This window comes from Paractinoplanes deccanensis, assembly GCF_016862115.1.
In the GTDB taxonomy this organism is placed as follows: Bacteria; Actinomycetota; Actinomycetes; order Mycobacteriales; family Micromonosporaceae; genus Actinoplanes; species Actinoplanes deccanensis.
The window spans coordinates 1-24946 of the sequence record NZ_BOMI01000209.1 but is presented as its reverse complement, the minus strand read 5'-3'; the positions used below and the strand labels follow the sequence as shown (position 1 = coordinate 24946).

The following is a 24946-nucleotide window of genomic DNA, read 5'->3' as shown; positions in this document are numbered from 1 at the left end:
CGGCGACCTCAGATCTCCTCGGCGCTGAGCAGCTTCGTCATGTGCCGGCCGACCAGGCCCAGCTGACCGGCCAGCAGGTCGACCTTCGACCGCGACAGGGGCACCGTGACCGACAACGCCGCCACCGTGACCCCGGTCGCGCCGGCCAGCGGGATCGCCACGCTCATGTATCCGAGCCGTGTCTGCTCGAACTCGGTCGCGTAGCCGAGCTCACGGGTCCGATCCAGCTCCTGCGCCAGCAACCCCGGCGCGACGGTGGTGCGCGCCGTCACCCGCGCCAGCGGGGCGGCCATCACCTCGTCCAGCAGCCCTCGACGGCCGAAAGCGAGCAGCGCCTTACCGGTGGCCGTGCAGTGCAGCGGCATCCGGCCGGCGACCCGCGACGGATGGTTGACGTGGGTGTTCCCGCTACTGACCTTTTCGAGGTAGAGCACCTCGAGACCGTCCACCACGGCGAGGTGGACGGTCCCGCTGGTCGCGTGCACCAGATCGACCATCAGCGGCCGGGCGAGATCCCGCAGGATCCGCTGGCGCGGAACGCGCTGCCCGATCTCGAACAGCCGCATGCCGAGACGGTATTCGCCGTTACGGCGTTCGAGCAGCCCCCACCGGACGAGCTCCTGGCTCAGCCGGTGCACGGAGGCCTTGGCCAGCCCGGTACGCCGCGCGAGCTCGGACAGGCTGAGCGTCTCGTCGTCGAGGCCGAACATCTCGAGGATCAGCCGTACCTTGCCCAGCACGCTGTTGGTGTCCGCGGCAGCGTACGGGCCGCCTTCGGCGATGAGCTCCATCACCACATGGTTCGTTGCGCATGTTACGAGCGATAACGAACCGTTCCGCTCACCGGAACAGTGCCGCTGATCAGAACGTCACGACCAGGCGGCCGCGCGTCTGCCCCTTCGCCAGCCGGGCGAGGGCGTCCGCCGCCGCCTCGACCGGGACCTGCTCGATGGCCAGCGTCAGCGTGCCGGCGGCCAGCTGCGCGCTGAGAGCGGGGCTCAGCTCCTGCCCCCGCCGCCCGTGCCGCATCATGTTGACCGGCAGCAGCGCCACGTCGGCCAGCAGCCAGTTCGGCAGGTCCACCGTCGCCTCGGCGCCGGCCGTGTAGCCGACCACCACGGCCCGGCCGCCGGCCCGCACCCAGCGCGTCCGCTCGATGAGCCGGTCGCCGCCGACCGTGTCGACCAGCAGATCGAAGGGACGTTCGGCCGCCCAGCCGGCCGGCGGCTCGCCGAGCAGGGCTCCGGTGACGCCGCCGGGCAGGTCGGCGAGGCGCTCGGGCCGGCCGACCAGGCCGGTCACCTCGGCGCCGGCCTGCCGGGCGAGTTGGCACACGAGGGAGCCGACCGCGCCGGCCGCGCCGGTCACGAGGACCTTCTCCCCGGCCGTCAGCTTCGCCACGTCGTGGAGCGTCACCGCGGCGGTCGTGGTGGGGCCGAGGAACGTGGCGGCCAGGTTGGCCGGCAGGGGCGTGTCGAGCAGCGAGACCGCCTTGCGCGGCACGCTGACCCGTTCCTGCCAGGTGCCGTCGCGCACCACGCCGAGCCCGCCGCCGCGCAGCATGACCTGGGTGCCGGGCGCCAGGTCGTCCGCCTCGAGGACGGTCCCGCTGCCTTCGACCCCGCCGGTGTAGGGCAGCGCCGGGCGCATCCCGAACTCGCCGGAGGCCACGGTCAGGTCGAGGTGCGCCATCCCGGCCGCGTCGACCTGGACCAGCACCTCGCCGTCACCGCGGACCGGCTCGGGGATGTCGTCGATGACCGGGGACGCGCCCCAGGCGTGGATCCGTAGCGCGCGCATCAGGCCTCCGCCTTGGCCAGGAACTCCAGGCTGAGCGGGTTGTACCGCTCGGCCTGCTCGTGTTGCGGCCAATGGCCGGTGTCATCGAACAGCTCGAGCTGGGAGCCCGCGATCGCGGCGTGCATGGCCTGAGCCTCCGGCACGTCGCCGAACGGGTTCTTGCGGCCCCAGACGATCAGCGTGGGCTGGGTGATGCGCCGCATCTGTTCGGTTGTCAGCAGATTACGCTGCCGGATCTCCATCTTCTGTAGCGATAGAAGATTGTCGATGTTGGCGACGAAGTCCGGCTCATGGTAGATGCGGTGCCGCACCTCGACCAGTTCCTCGGTGGCGTTCACCGGATCGGCCATCAGCAGCCGCAGCCGCTTACGGGTCAGCTCGATGTCGTCGGTGGACACGGCCTGCCGGGTGCTGGCGTCGATGCGGGCCATCACCTCGGGGTTGGCGACCGTGCCGCCGGCGCAGAGCAGTTGCAGGCTGGCGACCCGGCCGGGGTGGTCGACGGCGGCGCGCGCGCCGACCCAGCCGCCCAGGGACTCACCGACGATGTGGGCCTTGTCGATGCCGACGGCGTCGAAGTAGTCGAGCAGGTGCCGCACGTAGCCCGGGATCTCCGACGGCTTGTCCACCTTTCCGGTGTAGCCGTGGTTGAGCATGTCGATGGCGTGCACCGTGTAGTGCTCGGCGTGGGCCGCGATGTTGCGGGTGAAGGCTTCGAGATGGCCGCTCGTGCCGTGCAGGAACACCACCGGCGCGCCGTCGCCGGCCCGCAGCGTCCGAGTCGGCACGCCACCGGCGTCGACGTAGGACAGGGAGAACGGCAGCGGTGTCAGATCAGTCCAGATGGACATGGCTCTCCCTAGGGTTGGTTGATCCGGTGGACTTGGGTGTTGCTACGCCGGGCGAGGATCCGCAGGAGCGCGACGAGCACCCCGGCACCGGTCAGCCAAAGCAGGATTCTCACGGTTCAGTGGCCTTTCGCGTCACGGCGAGCCACGTCGGCCAGGAACGCGGCGACGATGGCGTGATAGCGCTCGGGTTGCTCCTCCTGCGGGTGGTGCGACACGTGGTTCATCACGTGCAGGTTGCCGTGGGGCACCATCCGGGCGAGCATCATCGGGTAGTCCGGGGTGAGGAACGCGTCCTCGCGACCCCACACGAACAGGGTGGGCGCCTCGATCCGGCCGAGCTCGGCGGTGAGGTCCTGCCAGTCGCCACGCGGCGAGTCGGACATCGCGGCCAGCTCGCGCTCGCCGGGGTCGAGGCTCTGCTGGTAGCGCATGTCGACGGTCTCTTCGGGCAGCTGGGCACCGTCGTACCACTCCAGGGAGGCGATGAGGTGGCGCATCTTCTCCCGGGTCGGGCCTTCGCCACCGTAGTACGCGTCCCGGGCGTTGCGGCCCCGGTGACCGTTCTCCGGCAGGGGCGCGAGCGGGCCGTAGAAGACCGGCATGCTGCCGGTGACGACGATCGACCGTACGCGGTCCGGGTACTTCGCCCCGAGGTTGAGCGCGATCGTGCCGCCCCACGAGTTGCAGACGAAGTCGGCGCGCTCGACGCCGAGCGAGTCGAGCAGCGCCACCGTGCGGGCCGCGTGGAAGTCCCACATCGGGCCGGTGATGCGCACCTTGTCGGATCGCCCGTATTGCAGGATGTCCGGGATCAGCACCCGGCGGTCGGTGGCGAACAGGCCGGCGACCGGGCCGAAGTCGCTCCAGCCGGTGCAGCCGGGCCCGCCACCGTGCAGGAACACGGTGTCCAGTCCCGACCCGAGGTCCAGGTAGTAGTAGCCCTCGGCGTGCTTGCCCTCGGGGGCGTTGCTCATCTCTTCTCCTGACTGTTGGCGACCGCGACGCGCGCGAGGACTTCGCAGAGGCGGCGCATCTCGGTGACCTGAACGGTGTTCATGCCCAGCGCGAAGTCGATGCCGGGCAGCGGCGCCTTGGGCATGCCGACGCGGGCGGTGGGGACGCCGCGGGCGCGCAGGATGTTGGCGTCGGTGGCGCCGCTGTTGTCGGTGATCGGCTGGTGCGGCTTGCCGGCCGCGGCCTCCCAGGCCCGGATCGTCTCGGTGACGACCCAGCTGTCCGGGTCGGTGGTCGTGGCGGGGATGTGGTTGACCAGCTCGCACTCAGCGTCGAAACCGGCCAGGAAGGCGGCCAGCTCCCGGCGCACCGCCAAGGGGTGCTGACCCGGCGCGAGCCGGATGTCCAGACGAAGACGGCACACGGCCGGGGTGACGGCGAGCATGCGCTCCCAGCCACCGGCGATCGAGCCGATGACGCCCTGCGGCGCGGCCGTGGCGGTGCGGTGCCGGGCCGGAAAGTCCGCCAGCCACTTTTCGAGCCCGGTCGCCACCTCGGCCGCCGCGACGATCGGGTTTCGGTAGGGAAGCCGGTGCCGACTCCCCGCATAGGTGTGGATTCCGTGGAGCGTTATCTCGAACCAGCAGACGCCGACCTCGTCATGGGCCACGAAATCGCCGGGCTTCGCGATGATGGCGTGGTCGGTGTACCAGCCGCGTTCCAGCAGGAACGACGCGCCGACGCCGTGGCCGGTGTTGGCCCTCCCCCCGCCGACGGCGTTGGTGGGCATGCCGCCGGCCCCGAACGCCAGCACGAGATCGCCCCGGATCGTCCGCGACCTGGTCGCCTCGGCGAACGCCTGGCCGGTCACGAGGACGCACGCCGCATGGCCCTTGGGGTTGCCCGCGCCGAGACCCTGGACCAGGTCGCCGTCGGACACCCCGATCGGCCGCATGTCCGGCCGCAACGACGGGCCGATCCACGGCAGATCCTCGGCCTCGTCGCCGGTCGTCAGCGTGTCGATCGGCGCATAGAGCATGAGGTCGCGGCCGGTCCGGTCGCTGCGCACCCGGCCGACCGCATTCGCCTGGTCCGCGTCGATCGACTGCACCTGGGCGGGTATGCCGCTGAGGCGCATCTGCTCCACCAGCCAGGCCGCCAGCGGCGCCTCCCGTCCGGTCGGACTGGGGATCGAGGTGATGGCGACCGCCGCCTCCCGTAGCCGCTCGGGCGTGATCCGGTCCAGGACCTCGTCGAGCAGGCTCACGGTTCGATCACCGCGACGCCCATACCCGTCAGCCACTCCGGCATCGGGCTGTAGGCGAGCGTCCGGCCGGGCGCGAAGCCGAGCGCCGCGGCCATGGTCAGCCAGGTCCGCAACTCCTGGCCGCCGTTGCCGGCCGCCGCCTCGATCTGCGCGGTGGTCCAGCCGGCGTAGTGGCGCAGCTCGCCCCGATCGAGCCGGCCCAGGAACTCCTCGTCGAAGTCGGGGAACAGGGTGGGCCGGGCGGACACGATGATCTCGCGGCGACGCTTGTCGTACTTCTCCCAGTCCCCACGGCCCTCCCGCCACGCCTCGACCAGGAACTCCTCGTCGTCTCCCTGCGGGTCCTGCCAGCGACTCGGCCACGGCAGCTGATGGGAGAGACCGCCCGAGGCGATGACCACGACGCGCTTGTCGTCGCCGACGGCCGCCACCGCGCGGGCGAGGCCCTCCCCCAGCTGGACGCAGCGGGCCATCAACGGCAGCGGAGTGGCGAACACGTTGATCACCAGCGGCACGATCGGCACGTCGATGTCCCGCAGCAGGTACTGCACGGCGTGCGCCTGGCCGTGGTCGATCTGAAGCTTCGCCGAGATGGCGACCTCCGTGCCGTGCCCGACCAGGTCCTCCGCCAGCGCCTGGGCGAATGTCGGCTCGGTGCGCTGGGGTCCCTTCGGGGTGCCGCCGTCACCGGATGCCACGACCTGGTCGACGCCGAGCGTGAAGGCGGGGATCAGGTCGAGCCAGAAGCCCCGGAAGTGGTTGGAGCCGATGACGATCGCGACGTCGGGGCGCGCGGCGGCGATCGCGTCGCGCGCCTCGGCCAGTGCATCGCGGAAGCGCTCGGCACGGTCCACCCCGGCGACCTGGTCCCAGTGGGTGTTCATCAGCGTCGAATGGGAGGCGCCGACGCCGAGCACGATGCGGGCCATCACCGCGTCACCTCGGGCCGGCCGTCCTCCGGCCCGATGCCCGCGGCCTTGAGCCGATCGGCCCGCTCCTCGGTCACGTCCTCGGCCATCTTGCGCCACTGGAGCAGGGCATCGTCGGGGCGATAGAGGCGCTCCGGCGGCGCGTCGGTGACCTCCACCATCCACTTGTCCTGCCCGGAGAACTGGCCGTGGAACAGCCACCGGATCGCGCCCAGGTATTTGGGGTAGAACGGCAGCGTCCGCAATCCCGTGCCGAAGTTGACCATCACGCCGACGTACAGGTGATGGTCGGCGTCGACCGGGACGTAGAACTCGTAGTGGATGAAGCCCGGGTAGGCGACCCGCAAGATGCCGGGCATGGTGATCGAGACGAAGCCCGGGAAGTCCTGGGCGGCGATGACCTCGTTGACCTTCGCCGAGCCGCCGGTGTTGCCGATGTTGCGGTTGGCCGCCGCGCCCGGCTTGGTCTTCGACGGGTCGATCTTGTACCAGGCCTTGCCGGACCACTTGCCGAGACCCGGGAAGTCGGCGTCCCAGTACTGGTTGTCCTGCACCCGGTAGAGCCAGCGGCCCCGCCGCACGAGCCGGGTGTCGTTGTGCACCGGCATCGCCTTGAACAGCCGCCACAGCGCCGTCCGGTGCAGATATTTCGCGTGGCCCTCGTCGTAGCCGTTCTCGGCGGCGAAGCGCCAGTTCCCCTCGCGCGGCTGGATCCGCGCTCCGATCACGCCCGGGTTGTCGAGCAGCTCCTCGGGCAGCTGGTCGTCGATCGGCGGCGCGTCCTCGCCGTCGCCGACGAACAGCCACACCATGCCGAGCCGCTCGGCCGTCTCGAAGGTGGGCTGGGTGACCTTGCCGCAGATCGGTGAGGCGGGGCCGTCGGTGATCGCGGCGGCCAGGTCGCCGGTCTTCAGGTCGAACGTCCAGCCGTGGTAGATGCAGCTGATCGTGCCGGGGAACTGTTGATTGCCGTAGCTGAGCGGCACACCACGGTGCGGGCAGCGGTCCTTGAGGGCATACACCGTCCCGCGGTCGCGCATGACCATGATCCGCTCGCCGAGCAGCGTCACCGCGGTCGGCTTCCCGGTGATCTGCGACGAGAACGCCACCGGGTACCAGTAACCGCGGAAGCCTGCGGCGGCCGCCTGGTAGTGCGGCCAGCTCGACCAGTCCTGCCGGCCGGGCAGCCGCCCGCTCCGCGAACGACGCCGCGCCGGCGCCTTCCCGTTCGCAGTGGGCTCTGCGACCATGCGACCCTCCCCTCAGCCCAGGGACGTCGCCCCGGCTCGCTGAACAATGAGGCGAGCGAATCATCGATGGCGCGGGGCACGACAGCGGCCGGTTCCGTCCACCGAAACGCATTCCGCTGAGCGGTCCAGGGTCCGCTCAGCGGTCCGGCGTCGTGGCCCCGGCGCCGGAGCCGTCCCTACGGTCGGTGCCATGCAACCCACCACGATCCACACGGACCTGGCGATCGTCGGTGCCGGCCCGACCGGCCTCTACGGCGCGTTCTGCGCCGGTTTCCGCGGCCTGAGCACCGTGCTGATCGACGCGCTGCCGCAGGTCGGCGGTCAGATCGCCGCGCTGTATCCGGAGAAGGTGGTACGGGACGTGGCGGGCCTGCCCGGCGTCACCGGTCGCGAGCTCGTCGAAGGCCTGACCGCACAGGCCGACGCGTTCGGAACTCGGTACGTGCTCGAGCGGCAGGCGGTGGGCCTGGGCGACGACGACGGCCGGCCGCAGCTGACGCTCTCCGACGGCACCCTGATCGACGCCGGCGCGGTGGTGCTGACCGCGGGGATCGGCACGTTCACCCCGCGGCCGCTGCCGGCCGGTGAGGAGTTCCTCGGGCGCGGGTTGTCGTACTTCGTGCCCGATCTCGGCGTGCACGCCGATCGGCACGTCGTCGTGGTCGGCGGCGGCGACAGCGCCATCGACTGGGCCAACGCGCTGGTGCCGCTGGCCCGCAGCGTGACCGTGGTCCACCGCCGGGCCCGGTTCCGGGCCCACGCCGCGAGTGTGGCCGAGGCGAAACGGGCCGGCGTCGCCTTCCGCGTCAACTGCGAGGTCACCCGGCTGGTCGGCGACGACTGGGTCTCGCACGCGCAGGTGGGCGACGATGTGCTGCCGGCGACCAGCGTCATCGCGGCCCTCGGCTTCGTCTCCGACCTCGGCCCGCTCGCCGAATGGGGTTTGACCCTCTCCGGCCGGGCGATCGAGGTGGACCGGCGCATGCGCACCAACCTGCCGGCGGTCTACGCGGCCGGCGACGTCACCGAATATCCGGGCAAGGTGCGCCTGATGTCCGTCGGCTTCGGCGAAGTGGCGACCGCGGTCAACAACGCGGCGGTCGCCCTCGACCCGGACGCCTCCCTGTTCCCCGGCCACTCCACCGAGACTGTTTAGGAACCGCACATGACGTACGTCATCGGTAAGGACTGCGTCGACGTCAACGACCGGGCCTGCGTGGACGTCTGCCCGGTCGACTGCATCTACGTCGGCGATCGCAAGAGCTACATCAACCCGGCCGAGTGCATCGACTGCGGGGCCTGCGAGGTGGAGTGCCCGGTCGAGGCGATCTTCGTCGACCGCAAGGCGCGCGGTGACGACGAGCGCACCCTGTTCGTCGAGGACTCCCGGAACTTCTTCCAGGTCGTCCTGCCCGGACGGGAGACCCCGATCGGCACCCCCGGCGGCGCGCGCAAGGTGGGCGAGATCGGGGTGGACACCCCGTACGTCAGCGGCCTGTGAACCGTGGCGGCCTCTTGTCCAGGAAGGACTGGAGGCCCTCGGCCGCGTCCTCGGTGGCGATCACCTGTTGGACGGCGGCCCATTCGACCGCCAGGGCCTCGTCGAGGGACTTGCCGGCCGCGTCGTCGACGGATCTTTTGAGCAGCCCGATCGTCGTGGTCGGCCGGGCCGCCCAGTCGAGCGCCCGCCCGCGGACGGCGTCCGCGAAGTCGGCGTCGGGCACCACCTCGTCGACCAGGCCGATCTCCAGCGCTTCGGCCGCGGTCATCCGCCGCCCCTCGATCATCAGGAGCTTCGCCTTGTGCGCGCCGAGCAGGCGCGGCAGGCGCTGACTGCCGCCGGCGCCCGGGAACAGGCCGAGCCCCGTCTCGGGGAAGCCGAGCGTGGCGCTCGCGGCCGCGATGCGCAGGTCACAGGCGAGGGCGAGCTCGGCGCCGCCGCCCAGCGCGTACCCGTTGATCGCGGCGATCACCGGCTTGGCGGCGAGCTCGAGCAAGCGCTGCACCTGCACCCAGCGCCGCATCCTGATGTGGTTGTCCAGGGAGAGGTCCCGCATCACCGCGATGTCGGCGCCGGCCACGAAGAACCGGCCGGTCCCGGTGATGACGACGCACCGGACGGCGGGATCGTCGGCGAGGCTCGGCACCACCTTCAGGAACTCCTCGATCAACGCCGGGTTCACCGCGTTCGCGGGCGGCCGGTCGATGACGATCGTGCCGACGGCGCCGGCGACGGTCACCTCAAGCATGTGGTCACTCCAGTACGGACGGGTCGGCGGCGGTCGCGTCGCCGAGCAGCTCTTCGAGGATCTGGCTGGTGTGCTCGCCGAGCAGCGGCGCGGGCCGGGACACGGCCGGGGTGAACACGCCGCCCTCGTGCCGCACCTCCCCGGCGATCGGATGGCACAGCACCGGGTAGAACCCGCGGACGGCGAGTTGGGGGTCGCGTTCGACGAGGTCCTCGCCGGTGGCCACGACGGCGGCCGGCACACCCGCGGCCTGCAGCGTCTCGGCGATCTCGTCCGCGTCACGCGCGCCGGTCCAGGCCGCGAGGGCATCGTCGATCCGGTCCTCGTCGGCCTTCCGCTCGGCGAGGGTGAGGCCGGCGTCGCCGATTCCGGTGCGGCGCGCGAGCGTACGCCACTGGGCATCGTCCTCGACCGCGATCGCCACCCACCGGTCCTCGCCGCGGGCCGGATACACCCCGTGCGGCGCGCGGTGGGCGACCCGGTGCGGGCGGCTCGGCGTGGCTCCGGTGGGCGGGGCGCCGAGCTGGTGTTCCAGCACGGCCGGGCCCATCGCCGCCGCCATCGACTCGAGCTGGGAGAGGTCGACGAAGCCGCCTCGTCCTTCGGCGAGCATCGCGAGGACGCCCAGCACCGCCGCGTTGGCCGCGACCATGTCGCCGAGGCCGAAGGTAAGGCCCTGCGGATCGCCGCCCGGGTCGGCGGTCTCGTCGGTGAGGCCGGACATGGCGGCGAGCGTGTCGGCGAAGGTGACCGCGTTGCGCCACGGACCGGTCTGTCCGACGCCTGACATCGACACCGCGATCAGCTCCGGGTTCGCCTCGCTCAGCGACGGGTGATCGAGGCCCCACCTGGCCATCGTGCCCGGGCTGTAGTTGTCGATGATGACGTCGCACTCCCTCGCCAGCCGCCGCACCAGCTCCTGGCCTTCGGCGAGGCGCATGTTGACCGCGATGCTCCGCTTGCCCCGGTTGAAGTTCATGAAATAGCCGCCGTCGTCGAACGTGGCGTCCGGCCGCAGCCGCATGGACGGCTGGAACCGGGTGGGATCCTGCCGGTGGCGCGACTCCACTTTGATGACGTCGGCGCCGAAGTCGGCGAGCTGCCTGGTCGCGTACGGCCCGGCCAGCACCCAGGTCAGATCGAGCACCCGCAGCCCTTGGAGACGTCTGCGCCTGCTCGCGACCCCGGCCGGTAGCCGCACGGGATAGCCGACGTCGGTGAGGCCGTCGACCGTGCGGAAGAAGTCCCGGCTTCTCAGCTGCGGGTTGCCGGGCAGCTGATCGGCCCGGCTCACCTCGGCCCAGGGCAGCGCCCGCTTGCGGCCCTCCTCGCCGAGCTGGGCGGCTGTGCGGCGGGCGGCGAAGCGCGTGACCACCTCGTCGACGTGCGAGCGGGCGTTCCAGCGAAAGACGGCGTCGGCGTACTTCTCGTCGGTCAGGTCCTCGGCCTCGCCGGTCTCGTCCATCCAGGCGAGCAGGTCGGTCCACATGCGATCGCTGCCCGAATAGCCGCCCGCGGCATAGCCGTCGACGGCCCGGAACACGCGATGCGCGACATGCGCGTAGACACCGCCGCTGCGTACGGGAACCGCACCCGTGTGAATCCACGAGATCGCGCCGGTTTCGAGGGTGGCGGCGACAGCTTGCTGAACGGAGATGTCAATCAGCCGAGGGGCCTGGTCGAGCAGGCCGACGTAGGCCGCGATCGCCGCGTGCGCACCCGCCACCTGGAGCGCGAACTCGCGCGGCGGCGGCTTGGGCGGGCCGTCGGGCCGCCCGCCGAGCCAGGTCATGCCGCCGGCGGACGCCGTCACCAGGTCCCCGCCCAGCCAGTCCCGGCGCGGCCCGGTGAGCCCGAACGGTGTCACCACCACGTGCACGCGCCCCGGCCAGCGCGACCCGCCCTCGCCGGTCAGCCCGCGCAGAGACCACCGGGGACCGCTCTCGACGACGACGTCAGCCTCCGCGGCCAGCTCGTCGAGCAGCCCCGGGCCGTCGGCCACCACACGGACACCGCTGTACCAGTGCAACTCGCTCGCCCGGGAACCGGCCCGCGCGGCGGGCACGCGCACCACGTCGGCGCCCAGTCCCACCAGGTGGCGGATCGCGGCCGCGCCGAGCTCGTCGGTCAGGTCCAGGACTCGCATGCGTGGTCCTTCCGTCTCAGGTGTTCGAGGTCCTTGCCGGCGACGTCGCGCAGGCGCGACTTGCTGACCTTGGCGGCGGCGTTGCGGGGCAGCGCGTCGAGCAGCACGACGTAGCGCGGCCAGGCGTACCGGGGCAGCCGGTCCCGGCACCAGGCGTGCACGTCCTCCTCGGTGACGGCGCCGACCGCGGCGACGAGCAGGTCCTCCTCGGTGAGCTCGGAGGGCACCCCGACCGCCGCCGCCTCGCGCACGCCGGGCATGGCGGCCACGACCGACTCGACCTGCCAGGCCGAGATGTTCTCGCCGCGGCGGCGGATGACATCGGCATGCCGGCCGCGGAAGACGAGCCGCCCGTCGCCGTCGAAGTCGCCGAGGTCACCGGTGAGGACCCACTCCGGCGGAGGCTCGGAGCTGCCGACGTAGCCGAGCGCGCTGATGTGCTTCGCCCGCGGCCGTACCGCGATGCGGCCGTCGTCCAGCCGTACGTCGTACTCCGGGACCGGCCGTCCGGCGGTTCCCTCGGCCACCTCGCCGAGGGTGTTGCTGGTGACGTCGCCGAGCTCGGTGCAGGCGTACGCCTCGACGAGCTGCACCCCGAATCGTTCGCGGAACCGCGCCGCCAGCCAGGCCGGGGCCGGCCCGCCGTAGGCACGGGTCACGCGGTGGGCGCGGTCGGCCGGACCGCGCAGCAGGATCGCCGCGACCGCGCCCATGAAGTTGAACGCGGTCACCCCCTCGGCCCGGCACAGCTCCCAGAACGCCGACGCCGAGAACCGTGGCACCGCCACCAGCCGGGCACCGCTGACCAGCGCGGCGAGCAGGCCGGCGTGCCGGATGTTGACGTGGTTCCACGGGAAGGCGTTGTAGAGAACGTCGTCCGGTCCGTACCGCATCGACGCGGTGACCCGCCGCGCGTGCCGTACCCCGGCGAAATGCGGCAGCAGCACCCCCTTGGGCCGGCCGGTCGTGCCCGACGTGCTCAGCACGAGCGCCGGATCGCCGGGGCCCGGCCGCGGCCCGAGAGGCCCGGGCCGCAGGTCATCGAGATCGCCCGGACCGCCGCCGTCGTCCACGGTCCGCACGATCGGAGCGATGGTCGCCAGCCGGGGGTTGCCGGCCAGGGCGCCGGTGCCCAGCAGCGCCACCCGTCCGGCCGACGGCGTGCCGCCGTCGGCGGTGACGGGCACCTCCACCAGGCCGGCGCGGGCCACTCCGGCCAGCACCGCCACGAGCGCCGGCCCGGGCCGCAGGCAGGTCAGCACCGATTCGCCGGGAAGCAGGCCCAACGACGGGGAGGCGAGCAGGCGGGCGATCCGCTCCGCCGAGCGGAGCAACTCCCCCACGGTCAGATTCCGCCGAGGGTCGCCGGCGAACGTCGCAACGATCGCTCGCGGGTCGGCGGCCGCCCGCCGGGCCAGGACGTCGATCACGGTCTCCGGACGGTCGACCACCTCGATCATGAGCGGTCCGCCTCTCTTCGCCCGCGTCACGGCGCTCTCCCACTCAGCCGTGCAGGACCCGATCGTCGGGCGGGCGCCCGGGCCCGGTCAACGGGGCCGGACCACCCACCGGACCGGGCTCCGCCGGACAGCGGCACGCACGCGGACCGGCGGTAGCCGCCGGCTCAGCGAGCGATCCGGTCTCGCTCGTCGCTAACTCGCCACCTTGCCGGTGCGGCAGACCCACCTGCCGTTGATCCAGCCACAGGTCTTCTCGTAGCCCGGGCGGAAGTCGCCCAGCCAGCTGACGGTCTGGCTCGCCGACTTGCGGCGCTGCGCGGTGTAGCTCGACGCCTGGCCGACCGGTCCACCGGTGGTGTTGACGGCCATGAGCGGCCACGGGTAGACCGGCCGGGTGGCGGTGACCGATCCCGCGGCGTCCACCTTGCTGGTGATCATGCTGGTGGGCGCCTGGCCGCGCTCGACCCAGTCGACGACCGGGGTGAGCGCGTCGAACTTGTCGGGTCCCTGGCCGCCGGAGCAGTGGGCCACGCCCGGCAACATGAACAGCCGGGCGAACTCCTGCGTGCGGGCCAGCCCGCCCATCTGCTTGATGACCGCCTGGTAGTACGCGATGGTGCCGGCCGGGGGCACCGCTGGGTCGGCCTCACCGTGCCACATGATCAGCTTGCCGCCGCGCTTGCGGAACGCGCTCAGGTCCGGGTCGGTGGAGTCGTAGATCCCCGAGACGCGGCCCATGATCTCGCGGAAGCTCTTCTCGGTGAACTGGATGTCGTTCAGCGTCAACGACGGCCGCACCTGCGGGTAGGCGAGCCAGCGCACCGTGTTCACGGCGAAGCCCTCCTGGTTCGACGTCCCTGCGGCGACGGCGGGGATGAGCCAGCCGGCCCAGTCGAGCTCGGAACCGCGGGGCTGGGCGCCCGGGTACATCAGCCGGTTCTTGGTGTCCCGCGCGCCACCGTAGATCTTGCGTACGGTCTCGACTTGAACCGGGGTGAGGCAGAAGCCGGACGTGCCGGCCCCGGTGGCCGGGCAGGCGATGCTCTTCGGATCGAACGTGCAGCTCTGCGAGTCGCTGATCAACCCGTCCTTGGTGCCGTCCAGGGTGTCACACGCGTTGACGACGGCCGTGTGCAGTGGCGTGAGATCGTTCAGGGCGAGGGTCGGTTTCCCGTCGGCGCCCCGGACCGCCTTGGCGTTCCAGCCCTGGTCCCAGATGGCGAGCGCGGTCATGTTCGACGCGGGAGCGCCGGCGACGATGCCGTCGAAGTCCTCGGGATAGCGCTGCGCCTCGGTCATCGCCTGATCGCCGCCCTCCGAACATCCCGTGAAGTACGAGTACGACGCGGCCCGGCCGTAGAAGCGCTTGACGATCTCCTTGGCCACCAGGGAGGTCAGGTGCTGCGAGCGGTAGCCGAAGTCGACCCGCAGTTGGGGGTCGGCGCCGAAAAGCCCGTCGGTGAAGCCGGCTCCGTAGTGCCCCTCGTTGTCGGCGGCCACCGCGAACGTGCCGTTGGTGAGCGGCGCGCAGCCGTAGGCCGCCTGAGGGTCGAAGTTGACGCTGCCACAGAAGCCGCCGCAGCCGGTCTGCAGGTAGCGGCCTGCCCACGTCTGCGTGGGCAGCATCAAACTGAATTGGATCTGCGGTGCGATGAGTCCCTTGACGTGGCACGCCTCCCATTGGCCGAGGGCGTTGCCGGCGGCGGAGACGACGGTCGCCGAGGTCACCGCCGCCGGCGCCTCGGGAACACCGGTCAGATCCAGCCGCGCGGCTTGTGCGCAGGTGATCGCCGGGAGCGTCACAGCGGCCTGGGCCGGGGCGTTCAGCGGGCGCGGCGAAGCCTGCGCCGTGGACGCGGCGGCAAGGCCCGCCACCAGTACGAGAACGTTGACGACGGCGGCGAGGGTTCGGCGCCGCTCGGGGCCCCGCGTGAAGAGTGACAACTGACCTCCTGGTAACAGTTGAAACATCGATCTCGGGGAATAGTCGGGCAGGCCGGAGTGCCGTCAAAACCTTCGGTTCCGCTCACCGAACCGTCGTCACAAATGGGCGCGGTGTTGCCGATAGACCTAAGAAATCGTTTGTCCTTGGCGGCGAACCCCCTGGCGGACCGGATCCCTGCGGTCCGTCAAATGCCCCGACCGGAGCCCGGCAGCGCCGCCGAACGCCCCCCTCCGGCGGCGCTGCCGCCAGGCTCCGGAGATCTGTCACTGAGCGGTGTAGCCGCCGTCCACGTGCACCACCGAGCCGGTGGTGAACGACGAGCCGGCGGCGAGGAGGGGAAGCACCGCATGGGCGATCTCCTCCGGCCGGCCCCAGCGGCCCAGCGGCATCTTGGCCGTGAAAGCGGCCTGGGCGGCGGCGTCGGTCTCGGCCGCGCTCTCGTTCATGGGGCTGCGCACGGGGCCGGGAGCGACGCAGTTCACGGTGACGCCGGTCCCGGCGACCTCCAGGGCGGCCGACCTGGTCAGCGCGGCGACCGCGCCCTTGGTGGCGGCGTAGCCGGCCCGCTCGGCAGCCCCGGTCGAGCCGAGCACGGAGCCGATCGTGACGATACGCCCGAATCCGGCGTCGAGCATGCCGGGCAGGACGGCGCGGATCGCCAGCCAGGTGCCGATGACGTTGGTGTCGAGGGCGGCGCGGAAGTCGTCGGGCGTCATGGCGAGCACCGAGCCGCGGGCCAGGCGGCCGGCCGCCGTCACCAGCCCGGTGACCGGGCCCCACCGGTCCGCGGCCAGGCTCACGGCTTCCGCCAGCGCATCAGGGTCGGTGGTGTCCGCGACGAGCGCCAACTGCTCTCGCCCGTACGTCTGCTGGAGTTGGTGCCCCGCCTCGCGGCAACGCTCTGCCGAGCGCCCGGTGACCACCACAGGCCGCCCGGCACGGGCCACCGCCTCGGCGACCGCCAGTCCGATTCCGCTGGTGCCTCCGGTGACGAGCACGGCCCCGTTCGATCCGGATTCCTCGGTGTGCTGGGTGAAGGTCATTCGGTGAGCGTGCGTGGCGTTCAGGGGACACGCCAACGCGGCGGTCCGGCCACCGGACCACGCCCGGGCAGAGAAGCGCCTGGGCACCCTTCCGTTGCCCGCCGACTGTCACGATCCGGTCAGCGTCCCGGAGAACAGCCAGACTCGGATGGCGTCGGCGGCGGAGCTGATCATCACGGGGGCCGGCCGGCCGAGCTGGGTGATCTGCTCGGCTACGTCGGTGACGCCGGCTTTCCAGCCGCCGCGGCGCAGCCATGCTGATGGTTCGACTGCCGGTCCGGCAGGACGGGTCCTCGTTGACGGCGGCGACCACGGTTTCCTTGAAGGCGAGCACCTCGGGACTGTCGACTTCGAACACGACGCTGTCGCCGGGCAGGCCGAGGCGGTACGCCCGGGCGTCCAGCCCGGCGGCGAGCCCTCCCGGTGGCCGGTCGCCACGTCGATGCTGGTCTCGGCCCAGCGGTCGTGGAAAATCGCGTCTCGCCGGCGGCTTTCCTGGGCGCGGGCGTACCCGGCCATCAACGCGGTCGCGCCCACGCCCGGACGGTCTTACGCATCGACGACCCTCGCCCACCGGTAGCTGACACAAGGGGGCGGGCCAGGCGTAGCTGGGTGCAGGCGGCCGGCGAGCGATCGAGTGCTCGGCCGCCCGCCGGTCGCGTCGTCACACGGTGGTGGCGTGCTGCCGGGCCAGCTGGTCCCGCAGCCAGTGGTAGCTGGCCCGCGGTGTGCGGTTCCCGGTCGGATAGTCCACGTGCGCCAGGCCGAAGCGCGGACCGTACCCCCGGGCCCACTCGAAGTTGTCGATGAGCGACCAGTAGAAGTAGCCGCGCAGATCCACGCCGGCCTCGGCGGCGGCGGCCACGTGCGTGGCGATGAATCGGATGCGGTCCGGGTCCGCGCCGGGATCTTCGCGCACCTCGGCGACACCGTTCTCGGTGACGTAGATCGGGGGCAGGCCCGGGAAGCGGCCGGCGAGACCGGTCAGCGTGTCGGTCAGGCCCCGCGGCTCGATCGGCCAGCCCAGGTCGGTGACCGGTACCCCCTCGCGCGGCACGGAGCGTACGCCGATGTCGCAGGCGGTGCGCAGCGCCGGATCGGGCTGCTCGTACGGCGCGGCGGCGGCGTGGATCCGGTAGTAGTAGTTGACGCCGAGGAAGTCCAGCGGGGCGCCGATGAGCGCGAGATCGCCGGCGCGCCGGAACGACAGGTCGCTCACCCCGGCGTACAGCCGGTCGAACCCGTCCGGGTAGGCGCCGCCCAGCACTGGGTCGGTGAACTGCCGGTTGACCAGCAGGTCCATCCGCCGCGCGGCGTCCCGGTCCGCCTCGCTGCTCGTCGCCGGCACGGCCGGGGACAGGTTGAGGGTGATGCCCACCCGGGCGCCCGGGCAGGCGGCCCGGACCGCCGCGACCGCCAACCCGTGCCCGACCAGCAGGTGGTGGGCGGCCGCGAGCGCGCCGTGGCCCTCGGTGGCGCCCGGGGCGTGCCGGCCCTCGGCATAGCCGACGATCGACGAGCAGTACGGCTCGTTCAGCGTGATCCAGTCGCCCACCCGGTCGCCGAGCCGCCCGGCGGCCACCGAGGCGTACTCGGCGAAGCGCTCCGCCGTGTCACGCGCCCGCCAGCCACCCCGGTCCTCGAGGGCCTGCGGCAGGTCCCAGTGGTAGAGCGTGACGAACGGCCGGATGCCGCGCTCGCACAGGGCGTCGACGAGCCGGTCGTAGTAGTCCAGGCCCGGCTTGTTCACCTCGCCGTCGCCCGACGGCACGATCCGCGGCCAGGCGATCGAGAATCGGTAGGCGCCCGCGCCCAGGCCGTCGAGCAGGTCCACGTCGTCGCGCCACCGGTGGTAACTGTCGCAGGCCACCGCCCCGGAGCTCCCGTCGGCGACGGCGCCCGAGCGCCGGCTGAACGTGTCCCAGATCGAGTCGCCACGGCCGTCCTCGGCCACCGCCCCTTCGATCTGGTACGCCGCCGTGGCGGCGCCCCAGAGGAAGCCGGCCGGCATCCGCGGCAGTTCCGAGTCGGTCATCCTTTGATCGCTCCTTGCATGATGCCGCCGACGATCTGCCGGCCGAGAACCATGAAGATCACCAGGATCGGCACGGTGGCCAGCAGCGTGCCGGTGAGGGTGAGGGTGTAGTCGGTGGTGTAGCCGCTGGCGAGCGAGGAGAGCGCGACCTGGACCGTGGCGTTGTCCTGCAGCACGACCAGCGGCCAGAAGAAGTCGTTCCACGCCTGCATGAAGGTGAACAGGCCGAGCACCGCGGCCGCGGGACGCGCCGCGGGCAGGACGACGTGCCAGAACAGGCCGAACGTGCTGCAGCCGTCGATCCGGCCGGCCTCCAGCAGCTCGTCGGGCACCGCTCGCCCGAGATACTGCGTCATGAAGAAGACGCCGAACGCGGTGACCAGGCCGGGGACGATCACGGCGGCGAGCCGGTCGGTCCAGCCGAGCTCGGCCATCAGCAGGTAGAGCGGGATGATGCCGAGCTGCTGCGGCACCACCGACGTGCCGATGGCGACGACGAGCAGCACCTTGCGGCCGCGGAAGCGCAGCTTGGCGAACGCGAAGCCGGCCAGCGTCGAGAAGAAGACCACGGAGATCGTCACCGAGCCGCTGACGATGAACGAGTTGAGCAGCGCCTCGGCGAAATCGGTGGAGTCGAAGACCCGCGCGATGTTGTCGAACAGGTGCCCGCCCGGGATGAGGACCGGCGGCACCTGGGCGACGGCGTCGCTGGTCTGTGACGACACGACCAGCGACCAGTAGAGCGGGAAGACCGATCCGGCCACGACCGCGAGCAGGGCGGCGTAGGTCCAGACCGAGGCCCTGCGCGGATAGCCGAAACCGCGGCGGCGTGCCCGGCTTTGCGGCGCCGGTGTCTCGGCGCGGGTGGACGGTGGGTCGGCGAGAACGGTCACGACTACTCCTCGTCGTTGGCGATGCGCCGGGTGATCAGGTAGTTGGCGATCGCGAAGACGGCGATGACGAGGCAGAGCGTCCAGGCGATCGCGGAGGCGTAGCCGAACCGGAACTCGCGGAAACCCTGCTCGTACATGAACAGCGCGGCCGTCTGGAACTGCCGGTCGGAGCCGCCCGTGGGCGTCGAGCTGCCGGCGAACAGCAGCGGCTCGGCGATGATCTGCAGGCCGCCGATCGTCGAGATCACCGCGGTGAAGATGATCGTCGGACGCAGCATCGGCACCGTGATCTTCCAGAACTGCTGCGCCGACGACGCGCCGTCGAGCTCGGCGGCCTCGTACAGGTCATGGGGAACGGCCTGCATGGAGGCGAGGTAGATGAGCGCGTTGTAGCCGGTCCAGCGCCAGGCCACGATGATCGAGATGGCCAGGTGGGAGCTCCACGTGTCGGCCTGCCAGTCGATCGGGCCGATGCCGACGACGCCGAGCAGCCAGTTCACCATGCCGAAGTCGCGGCCGAAGAGCTGGGTGAAGACGATCGTCACCGCGACGATGGACGTGATGTTGGGCAGCAGCACACCCATGCGCAGGCTGGTGCGGGCCCGCAGCTTGTGGTTGAGCAGGTGCGCGATCCAGAGCGCGGCGAGCAGCTGCGGCACCGTGGACAGCACCCAGATGCTCAGCGTGTTGCCGAGCGCGTTCCAGAAGTACGGATCCCGCACCAGCTCGCGGTAGTTGGCCAGGCCGACCCATTCGTGCGAGCCGGCATCGAGAAGGTTCCAGTCGTTGAACGAGACGTATCCGGTGTAGATCAGCGGGAAGAGCCCGAAGGCGCCGAAGAGCACGAAGAACGGGAGTACGTACAGGTAGGGCGAGCCTTTGGTGTCGAGCCGGTTCAGTCTCGCCCGGCGGGCGGTCAGCGCGGGGATGGCCATGGTCGATCCTTCGTCGCCGGGGCGGCCGGCGATCCGAGGACCGCCGGCCGTGCGGGTGGGCTACTTGGCGAGGCGATCGACGTCGCTGACCGTCTGCTGCCAGGACTCGTCGGAGCTCTGCTTGCCCTGCTCGACGCGCACCAGGCCGTCGCGGATGGTGGTCTGGATGTCACCGGTGCGCGGGCCCTGGTACTGCGGCTTCAGCTCCTTCGCGGCCGTCGTGAAGATCTTGCCGACCGGCGCGTCGTTGAAGAACGGGTCCTTGTACTGCGCGATCTCCGGCTTGTCGTACAGCGCCGGGATGGAGGGCAGCAGCCCCTTCGAGGTGAAGACCTTCGCCTGCTGCTCGGGCGCGGTGAGCCAGGCGGCGAGCTTCTTCGCCTCCTCGACGTGCTTGCCCTGCTTGGGCACGGTCAGGTACGAGCCGCCCCAGTTGCCGCCGCCGCCGGGCACGGCCGCCACGTCCCACTTGCCGGCCGCGTTCTTGGACTGGTCCTTGATCTTGGCCATCATCCAGGCGGGGCAGGCGATGGTCGCGAACTGGCCCTTGGCGAAGCCGTTGTTCCACTCCGGGGAGCTCTCGAGCAGCTTGGCCGAGAGGTTGCTCTGCACCGCCTTGACGACCAGGTCCCAGGCCTTGCGCACCTCGGGGTTGCTGCCGACGACGATGGTGTTGTCCTCGCTGTAGAAGCCCACCGGTGCCTGCCCGATGACGGCGTTGTACAGCGCGCCCGCGCCGTCGAAGAACGCGGTGCCGGCCGGCGCCTTCTCGGCGTACTTCTGCCCCTGCTCGATGTACTTGTCCCAGCCGCTCGCCCATGACGCGGAGACCTCGTCGCGGTCGGTGGGCAGGCCGGCCTTCTGGAACAGGTCGCGCCGGTAGCAGATGGCCAGGCCGCCGACGTCGGTGCCGTACCCGATCTGCTGGCCGTCCTTGGTCAGCGACGCCTGCCACTTCCAGGGCAGGTACTCCGCCTGGCGCTCGGTGCCGAGGTCGGTGAACTGCTTGCCGACCTCGCGCATCTGCGCGATGAAGCCGGTGTCGACGCCCTCGATGTCGCCGGCGCCCGACCCGGTGGCGAGGTGCGTGGCGAGGTTGCGGTGGTGATCGTTGTAGGCGGCCGTGCTCTCCTTGATCTTGACGTTGGGGTTCGCCTTCTCGTACTCCCGGTACAGCTCCTCGTAACCGAAGTTGCCGAACAGGTTGACGTTGAGCGTGACGTTGCCACCGTCGCCGGCGCCGCCTTCATCGCTCCCGGAGCCGCAGGCGGTCAGCATCACCGCGGCGGCCGCCGCCGCGGTCAGGGCCCGCACGGATCGAGACAAGAGCATGGAAATTTCTCCCCTTTTCATCTGATGTAATCGGTTACATGAAACCGGTTACACGCCGCAGAACTGGAGTTTCGAACGAGCTGAGTCGAGAGAGAGCCGACATGGATGCGGCCGGAGAAACGCTTCGAGGAGGGTGGGTGTCGCCCCTTGAGCCAAGAGTCTGCATCGATCGGTGCCGCTGCCGTCAAGTCACGAAACGGTAACGCGATCCACTGTGTTGACCCGTGCGACACGGGGCTGTTACGGTCTTGAAACCGGTTACATTAGGGTGTTCGCCGTGTCCAGCATCAGAGAATTGGCACGCCGGTGCGGCGTCTCCGTCGCCACCGTCTCCCGCGTCTTCAACACTCCGGAGGTGGTCAGCCAGCAGACGCGCCAGCTCGTCCTCGGCATGGCCGCCGAGATCGGGTATCTGCCGAACGAGTCGGCCCGCACCCTCGCGACCAAGAAGTCCAACATGGTCGGCCTCGTGTGGGACACCGACCACCGCCGCCCCGGCTGGCGGCATCCGTTCCTGCAGGACATCCTGGTCGCGCTGAAGGGCGCGCTCAGCGCGCACGGCCTGCACCTGCTCATGCTCGCTCCCGACCCGGGCGCCGGCCCCGGCGACCCGCGGCGTTTCCTGCGCGCCGTCCAGCGCCACAACGTCGACGGCGTGGTCATCATCGACAACGGCAGCCGGGACCCCGCGGTGCTGGCCCTGGCCGACGCCGAGGTGCCCTGCGTCGCCCTCGACCTGCGCTTCACCGGGCCGACCTGCACCTACATCACCTCCGACAACGCCGGAGGCGGCCGGCTGGCCGCGGCACACCTGATCGAACGCGGCCACCGGCACATCGCCACCATCACCGGCCCGGCCGGCAACTGGCCGGCCGCGCAACGCCTGGCCGGCTTCCGGGAGGCGCTCACCGAGGCAGGGATCCCCCTGGCCGATGGCGACGTCGTGACCGGCGACTTCTATCTGGACAGCGGGCACGCCGCCATGACGCGGCTGCTCGAGCGCGACCCCCGCCCGACCGCCGTGTTCGCCGCCGGCGACGAGATGGCGGTCGGCGCGATCAAGGCGATCCGTGAGGCCGGCCTGCGCGTCCCCGACGACGTCGCCGTCATCGGCTTCGACGACATCGAGGTGGCCGCGCTGGTCCCGCCCGGCCTGACCACCGTCACGCAGGACAAGACCGGCTTCGGCACAGCGGCCGCGGAGTCCCTCATGGCCATGCTCGCCGGCACGGCGACCCCACCGGAACCGACGACGCTGCCCACCACGCTGATCCTCCGCGGCTCGACCTGAGCGGCCGGCTCGCCGGCTTCCGGCCCCCACACGTCATCCGGCGGCTCGTGCGGCTTTGCGTCTCGCGGCTTGCCGCTCCAGCTTGGCATCCAGGCAGCAGCCCTCGGTAGTGCACCACCGGCGGCTACGGTTCTTCGTGGTGTCCAGGAACAGTCCGATGCAGCTCGTTTGCAGCGCGCAGACCTTGACTCGCTCCAACGGCCCGTGGGTCAGCAGCTCAACGGCGGAGATCGCCAAGGGCCACCAGGCTCGCCCGGGCGCAGAGCCGTCGAAATCCCAGACGAAGCCGGATCCCCTTGAGACGAGATGCCCGGCGGCCGCCGCCTCGGCGTACCGGGCTTGCACCACGGCCAGGGAGGCCGCCGGGACAGCGTCGCCACGGCCGATGGCCGAGAAGACCTGAAAGATCGCCTCGCGCAGCTCCACCGCGGTGCGCAGGGCCGAGTCGCCACCGTCGAGCCGCACAGCGGTGGCCGCATCGACCAGATCGGCGTGCCGGGCCCAGCGCACCAGGTCGGCATAGCTGTGCAGGTAATCGACCGGGCGCGCGGTCGCGCGGCCGTCCAGCGGTCTCCGGCTGCTGGCCGCGGAAGCGCTGCATCGGCTCGCGACACACCTGGAGCAGGGCCGCCCCTCACGAGGGCACTTGCGCGAGGCGCCGGCCTGCTCCCTCAACTGACGGCCTGCCCGGCCTGCGCCGGCGCCTTGCCGCCGCCGGCCGGGTCACGGTGTGGTGAGGAAATCGAGCAGCAGCTTGCGGCTGGTCTGAGCGACGACGCTGCCATAGGCGTCGTCGAAGGCATGCACCCCGAACGCCAGCGTGTGGATCTCGACCTCCGCGCCGCCGCGGGACAGCGCGGCGCCGAAGTCGTTGACGGTCGACGTGGTGACGCTGCGGTCGCGGTCGCCGACAAGCAGCATCGTCGGCATGAGACCGGGGCCGATGTGGGCGCTCGGGGAAACCTCGCGGTAGCGGTCCGGCCGATCCGCGGGACTGCCTCCGGTGAACCAGGTGGCGGCCTCCCGGCTGCCGTCGACGTCGGCGTGCCACATCTGGCTGACGTCCCCGCCGGTGTAGAGGCCGACGGTCGAGGCCGGCGCCGGTGGAGTCGGCCCGCACGGGGACGCGATGGTCCGGTCGGCGAGGCGGTAGGCGACGTTCAGGGCGAGGATGCCTCCGGCGGACATGCCGCCGAGGGAGACCCGGGACGGGTCGACGTGGTGGCGGGCCGCGGCGGCGTGCACCCAGGCGAGGGCGCACACCAGGTCCTGCGGGGCCTTGTCCCAGGTCGGCGTGGTGGCGGTGGCCAGGCGATAGTCGACGGCGTAGGCGGCTACCCCGTGATCGGCCAGCCAGCGTGCCGTACCCCGCAGGTCGCTCCTGTCGAAGGTGCGGAAGCCACCGGCATGGGCGAGGACGACGGCGGGTGTGGTGACGCCGGGCGCCACCTCGGGGAGGTAGGCGTCGACGAGAAGCGGCTGCCCGGCGGGGGTGGCGTAGACGGCGGACTCGTCGGGGGTGACGCCGGGATAGGCGAGCTCGGTGAAGATCTCGGCGACCGAGAGCTCGGCGCCCGCCCGGACGGCGTCGCGGATCTGGAGTCCGGCGATCAGCAGCGCGGCCGCGGCGCTGACGGCGGTGACGACGATGAGGATGCGGCCCCAGCGGAGCAGACCGGCCTGCCGGGCGATCACCGCAAGCGCCGTACCGGTCAGGGCGAGAAGCGCGACATGGAACGGCCACTGGCCGGCGAGGACCGGCCCGGCGATCCCGGCCTTCGGAATCGCGGGGAACCAGGCACCGGCGACGATGGCCGCGGCCAGGACGGCCACCAGCGAGGCGACGACGGCGACGGCCGCCCGCGCGATCCGGCGCGGCCAACCGGCGGGCCTCTCGGGCGGGCTGCCGGATCCGGAAGGGGCGTGGACGTCGGTGCTCATGTCGGACTCCTGCCGCAAGACGAGGACTCGAGAACGGAGCCCGACGTTAGGGGCCGCGACGGCTCACCCGCGTCACACCGCGGAGCCACATTCGGAGTAGCTCTCCGGTATCGCGGTTCGATGCTGCGGCGGTTCCTGGCGCCGGGGCGACCACCCGGCTCCCCTACGGGACCGGCCAGCGGGAACGGCCATAACAACTTTCCGAACAACTTCCGGAATATTTCAGAACCTGCGATACGACCGCTCGCAGCCTGTTTGCGAGACCTTGCGCATGAGCAGCCGCAACATTGTGCAGACGAGATGCAGCTTCTTCCCTCAAGTCCTTTTTGTCGAGAGAAACTTCCGAAACATCTCCGAAACCTATTGTTCGCGTACGACCACCGCACCTAGCATTTCGAGCATCGAGACTCATCCATGTCTTGCTCGGGTCATCGCCGCATCGGCATCTCTCTTGGCGTACGAGCGGTCTCCGCCTGCCGGTGTGCCCCACGACCGCGACCCGGGCGCGAATGTGAGAAGGGACGGGCCATGGTGGCGGATAGCTCCTCAGTCCACCTCGGCGGTACACGTCGTAGACGGTCGTTGGGAATGCGGACTGTGGTCGCGGCCGCGGTGGCGGCCGCCG

At 71.3% G+C, this 24946-nt stretch carries 21 protein-coding genes; 3 read left to right on the top strand and 18 right to left on the bottom strand.

Features of this window, described 5'->3' with window-relative positions; genetic code table 11:
• Window positions 1-8: 8 nt before the first annotated feature.
• The 7 genes from Ade02nite_RS47650 to Ade02nite_RS47620 all read right to left on the bottom strand — a co-directional run bounded on the left by Ade02nite_RS47650 (window position 9) and on the right by Ade02nite_RS47620 (window position 7051).
• The gene (locus Ade02nite_RS47650; RefSeq protein ID WP_203778069.1) at window positions 9-791 is read right to left on the bottom strand and encodes an IclR family transcriptional regulator; all 783 of its coding nucleotides are present in this window, start codon (window positions 789-791) and stop codon (window positions 9-11) included.
• A 70-nt stretch (window positions 792-861) separates the two neighbouring features.
• Window positions 862-1800 (bottom strand): quinone oxidoreductase family protein, encoded by a 939-nt coding sequence (locus Ade02nite_RS47645; protein WP_203778068.1) that lies wholly within the window; start codon window positions 1798-1800, stop codon window positions 862-864.
• Window positions 1800-2651 carry an alpha/beta fold hydrolase gene (locus Ade02nite_RS47640; RefSeq protein ID WP_203778067.1) on the bottom strand — a complete coding sequence of 284 codons (852 nt, stop codon included), beginning with the start codon at window positions 2649-2651 and terminating at the stop codon, window positions 1800-1802. The genes Ade02nite_RS47645 and Ade02nite_RS47640 overlap by 1 nt, the downstream gene beginning before the upstream one ends.
• A gap of 116 nt (window positions 2652-2767) precedes the next feature.
• Window positions 2768-3625: an alpha/beta fold hydrolase gene (locus Ade02nite_RS47635; protein ID WP_203778066.1), complete on the bottom strand. Its 858-nt coding sequence runs from the start codon at window positions 3623-3625 to the stop codon at window positions 2768-2770.
• Window positions 3622-4872, bottom strand: a complete 1251-nt coding sequence (locus Ade02nite_RS47630) for a M20 family metallopeptidase (RefSeq protein WP_203778065.1) — start codon at window positions 4870-4872, stop codon at window positions 3622-3624. The genes Ade02nite_RS47635 and Ade02nite_RS47630 overlap by 4 nt, the downstream gene beginning before the upstream one ends.
• Window positions 4869-5801, bottom strand: a complete 933-nt coding sequence (locus tag Ade02nite_RS47625; protein WP_239169607.1) for a DODA-type extradiol aromatic ring-opening family dioxygenase — start codon at window positions 5799-5801, stop codon at window positions 4869-4871. The genes Ade02nite_RS47630 and Ade02nite_RS47625 overlap by 4 nt, the downstream gene beginning before the upstream one ends.
• Window positions 5801-7051 (bottom strand): Rieske 2Fe-2S domain-containing protein, encoded by a 1251-nt coding sequence (locus Ade02nite_RS47620; RefSeq protein WP_203778063.1) that lies wholly within the window; start codon window positions 7049-7051, stop codon window positions 5801-5803. The genes Ade02nite_RS47625 and Ade02nite_RS47620 overlap by 1 nt, the downstream gene beginning before the upstream one ends.
• A gap of 190 nt (window positions 7052-7241) precedes the next feature.
• Between Ade02nite_RS47620 and Ade02nite_RS47615 the strand changes: the two genes are divergently transcribed.
• Together Ade02nite_RS47615 and fdxA are read left to right on the top strand one after the other, a co-directional pair.
• Window positions 7242-8207 (top strand): NAD(P)/FAD-dependent oxidoreductase, encoded by a 966-nt coding sequence (locus Ade02nite_RS47615; protein ID WP_239169603.1) that lies wholly within the window; start codon window positions 7242-7244, stop codon window positions 8205-8207.
• Window positions 8208-8216: 9 nt separating this feature from the next.
• Window positions 8217-8552, top strand: coding sequence for a ferredoxin (gene fdxA, locus Ade02nite_RS47610; RefSeq protein WP_203778062.1), 336 nt, complete (start codon window positions 8217-8219; stop codon window positions 8550-8552).
• Here the strand turns inward: fdxA and Ade02nite_RS47605 are convergent.
• The 9 genes from Ade02nite_RS47605 to Ade02nite_RS47560 all read right to left on the bottom strand — a co-directional run bounded on the left by Ade02nite_RS47605 (window position 8539) and on the right by Ade02nite_RS47560 (window position 21089).
• Entirely contained in the window at window positions 8539-9300 is a 762-nt protein-coding gene (locus Ade02nite_RS47605; protein ID WP_203778061.1) for an enoyl-CoA hydratase/isomerase family protein, read from the bottom strand. The genes fdxA and Ade02nite_RS47605 overlap by 14 nt on opposite strands.
• A 4-nt stretch (window positions 9301-9304) precedes the next feature.
• Window positions 9305-11446, bottom strand: coding sequence for a CaiB/BaiF CoA-transferase family protein (locus Ade02nite_RS47600; protein WP_203778060.1), 2142 nt, complete (start codon window positions 11444-11446; stop codon window positions 9305-9307).
• Window positions 11428-12906 (bottom strand): AMP-binding protein, encoded by a 1479-nt coding sequence (locus Ade02nite_RS47595; protein ID WP_203778059.1) that lies wholly within the window; start codon window positions 12904-12906, stop codon window positions 11428-11430. Before Ade02nite_RS47595 ends, Ade02nite_RS47600 begins: the two co-directional genes overlap by 19 nt.
• 192 nt (window positions 12907-13098) lie before the next feature.
• Window positions 13099-14850: a tannase/feruloyl esterase family alpha/beta hydrolase gene (locus tag Ade02nite_RS47590; protein ID WP_203778058.1), complete on the bottom strand. Its 1752-nt coding sequence runs from the start codon at window positions 14848-14850 to the stop codon at window positions 13099-13101.
• Window positions 14851-15114: 264 nt separating this feature from the next.
• Window positions 15115-15894 carry an SDR family NAD(P)-dependent oxidoreductase gene (locus Ade02nite_RS47585; RefSeq protein ID WP_203778057.1) on the bottom strand — a complete coding sequence of 260 codons (780 nt, stop codon included), beginning with the start codon at window positions 15892-15894 and terminating at the stop codon, window positions 15115-15117.
• Window positions 15895-16558: 664 nt separating this feature from the next.
• Window positions 16559-17929, bottom strand: a complete 1371-nt coding sequence (locus Ade02nite_RS47575; RefSeq protein WP_203778056.1) for a GH1 family beta-glucosidase — start codon at window positions 17927-17929, stop codon at window positions 16559-16561.
• Window positions 17926-18822 carry a carbohydrate ABC transporter permease gene (locus tag Ade02nite_RS47570; RefSeq protein ID WP_379038567.1) on the bottom strand — a complete coding sequence of 299 codons (897 nt, stop codon included), beginning with the start codon at window positions 18820-18822 and terminating at the stop codon, window positions 17926-17928. The genes Ade02nite_RS47575 and Ade02nite_RS47570 overlap by 4 nt, the downstream gene beginning before the upstream one ends.
• Window positions 18823-18824: 2 nt before the next feature.
• Window positions 18825-19757, bottom strand: a complete 933-nt coding sequence (locus Ade02nite_RS47565) for a carbohydrate ABC transporter permease (RefSeq protein ID WP_203778055.1) — start codon at window positions 19755-19757, stop codon at window positions 18825-18827.
• Between the two features lie 60 nt (window positions 19758-19817).
• A complete protein-coding gene (locus tag Ade02nite_RS47560; protein WP_203778054.1) occupies window positions 19818-21089 on the bottom strand; it encodes an ABC transporter substrate-binding protein in 1272 nt (423 codons plus the stop codon).
• A gap of 277 nt (window positions 21090-21366) precedes the next feature.
• Between Ade02nite_RS47560 and Ade02nite_RS47555 the strand changes: the two genes are divergently transcribed.
• Window positions 21367-22380: a LacI family DNA-binding transcriptional regulator gene (locus Ade02nite_RS47555; protein ID WP_203778053.1), complete on the top strand. Its 1014-nt coding sequence runs from the start codon at window positions 21367-21369 to the stop codon at window positions 22378-22380.
• A gap of 33 nt (window positions 22381-22413) precedes the next feature.
• Here Ade02nite_RS47555 and Ade02nite_RS47550 read toward each other — a convergent pair whose 3' ends face one another.
• Both Ade02nite_RS47550 and Ade02nite_RS47545 read right to left on the bottom strand, forming a co-directional pair.
• The gene (locus Ade02nite_RS47550; RefSeq protein ID WP_203778052.1) at window positions 22414-23055 is read right to left on the bottom strand and encodes a CGNR zinc finger domain-containing protein; all 642 of its coding nucleotides are present in this window, start codon (window positions 23053-23055) and stop codon (window positions 22414-22416) included.
• A 48-nt stretch (window positions 23056-23103) separates the two neighbouring features.
• Entirely contained in the window at window positions 23104-24321 is a 1218-nt protein-coding gene (locus Ade02nite_RS47545; protein WP_203778051.1) for an alpha/beta hydrolase, read from the bottom strand.
• Window positions 24322-24946: the final 625 nt, after the last annotated feature.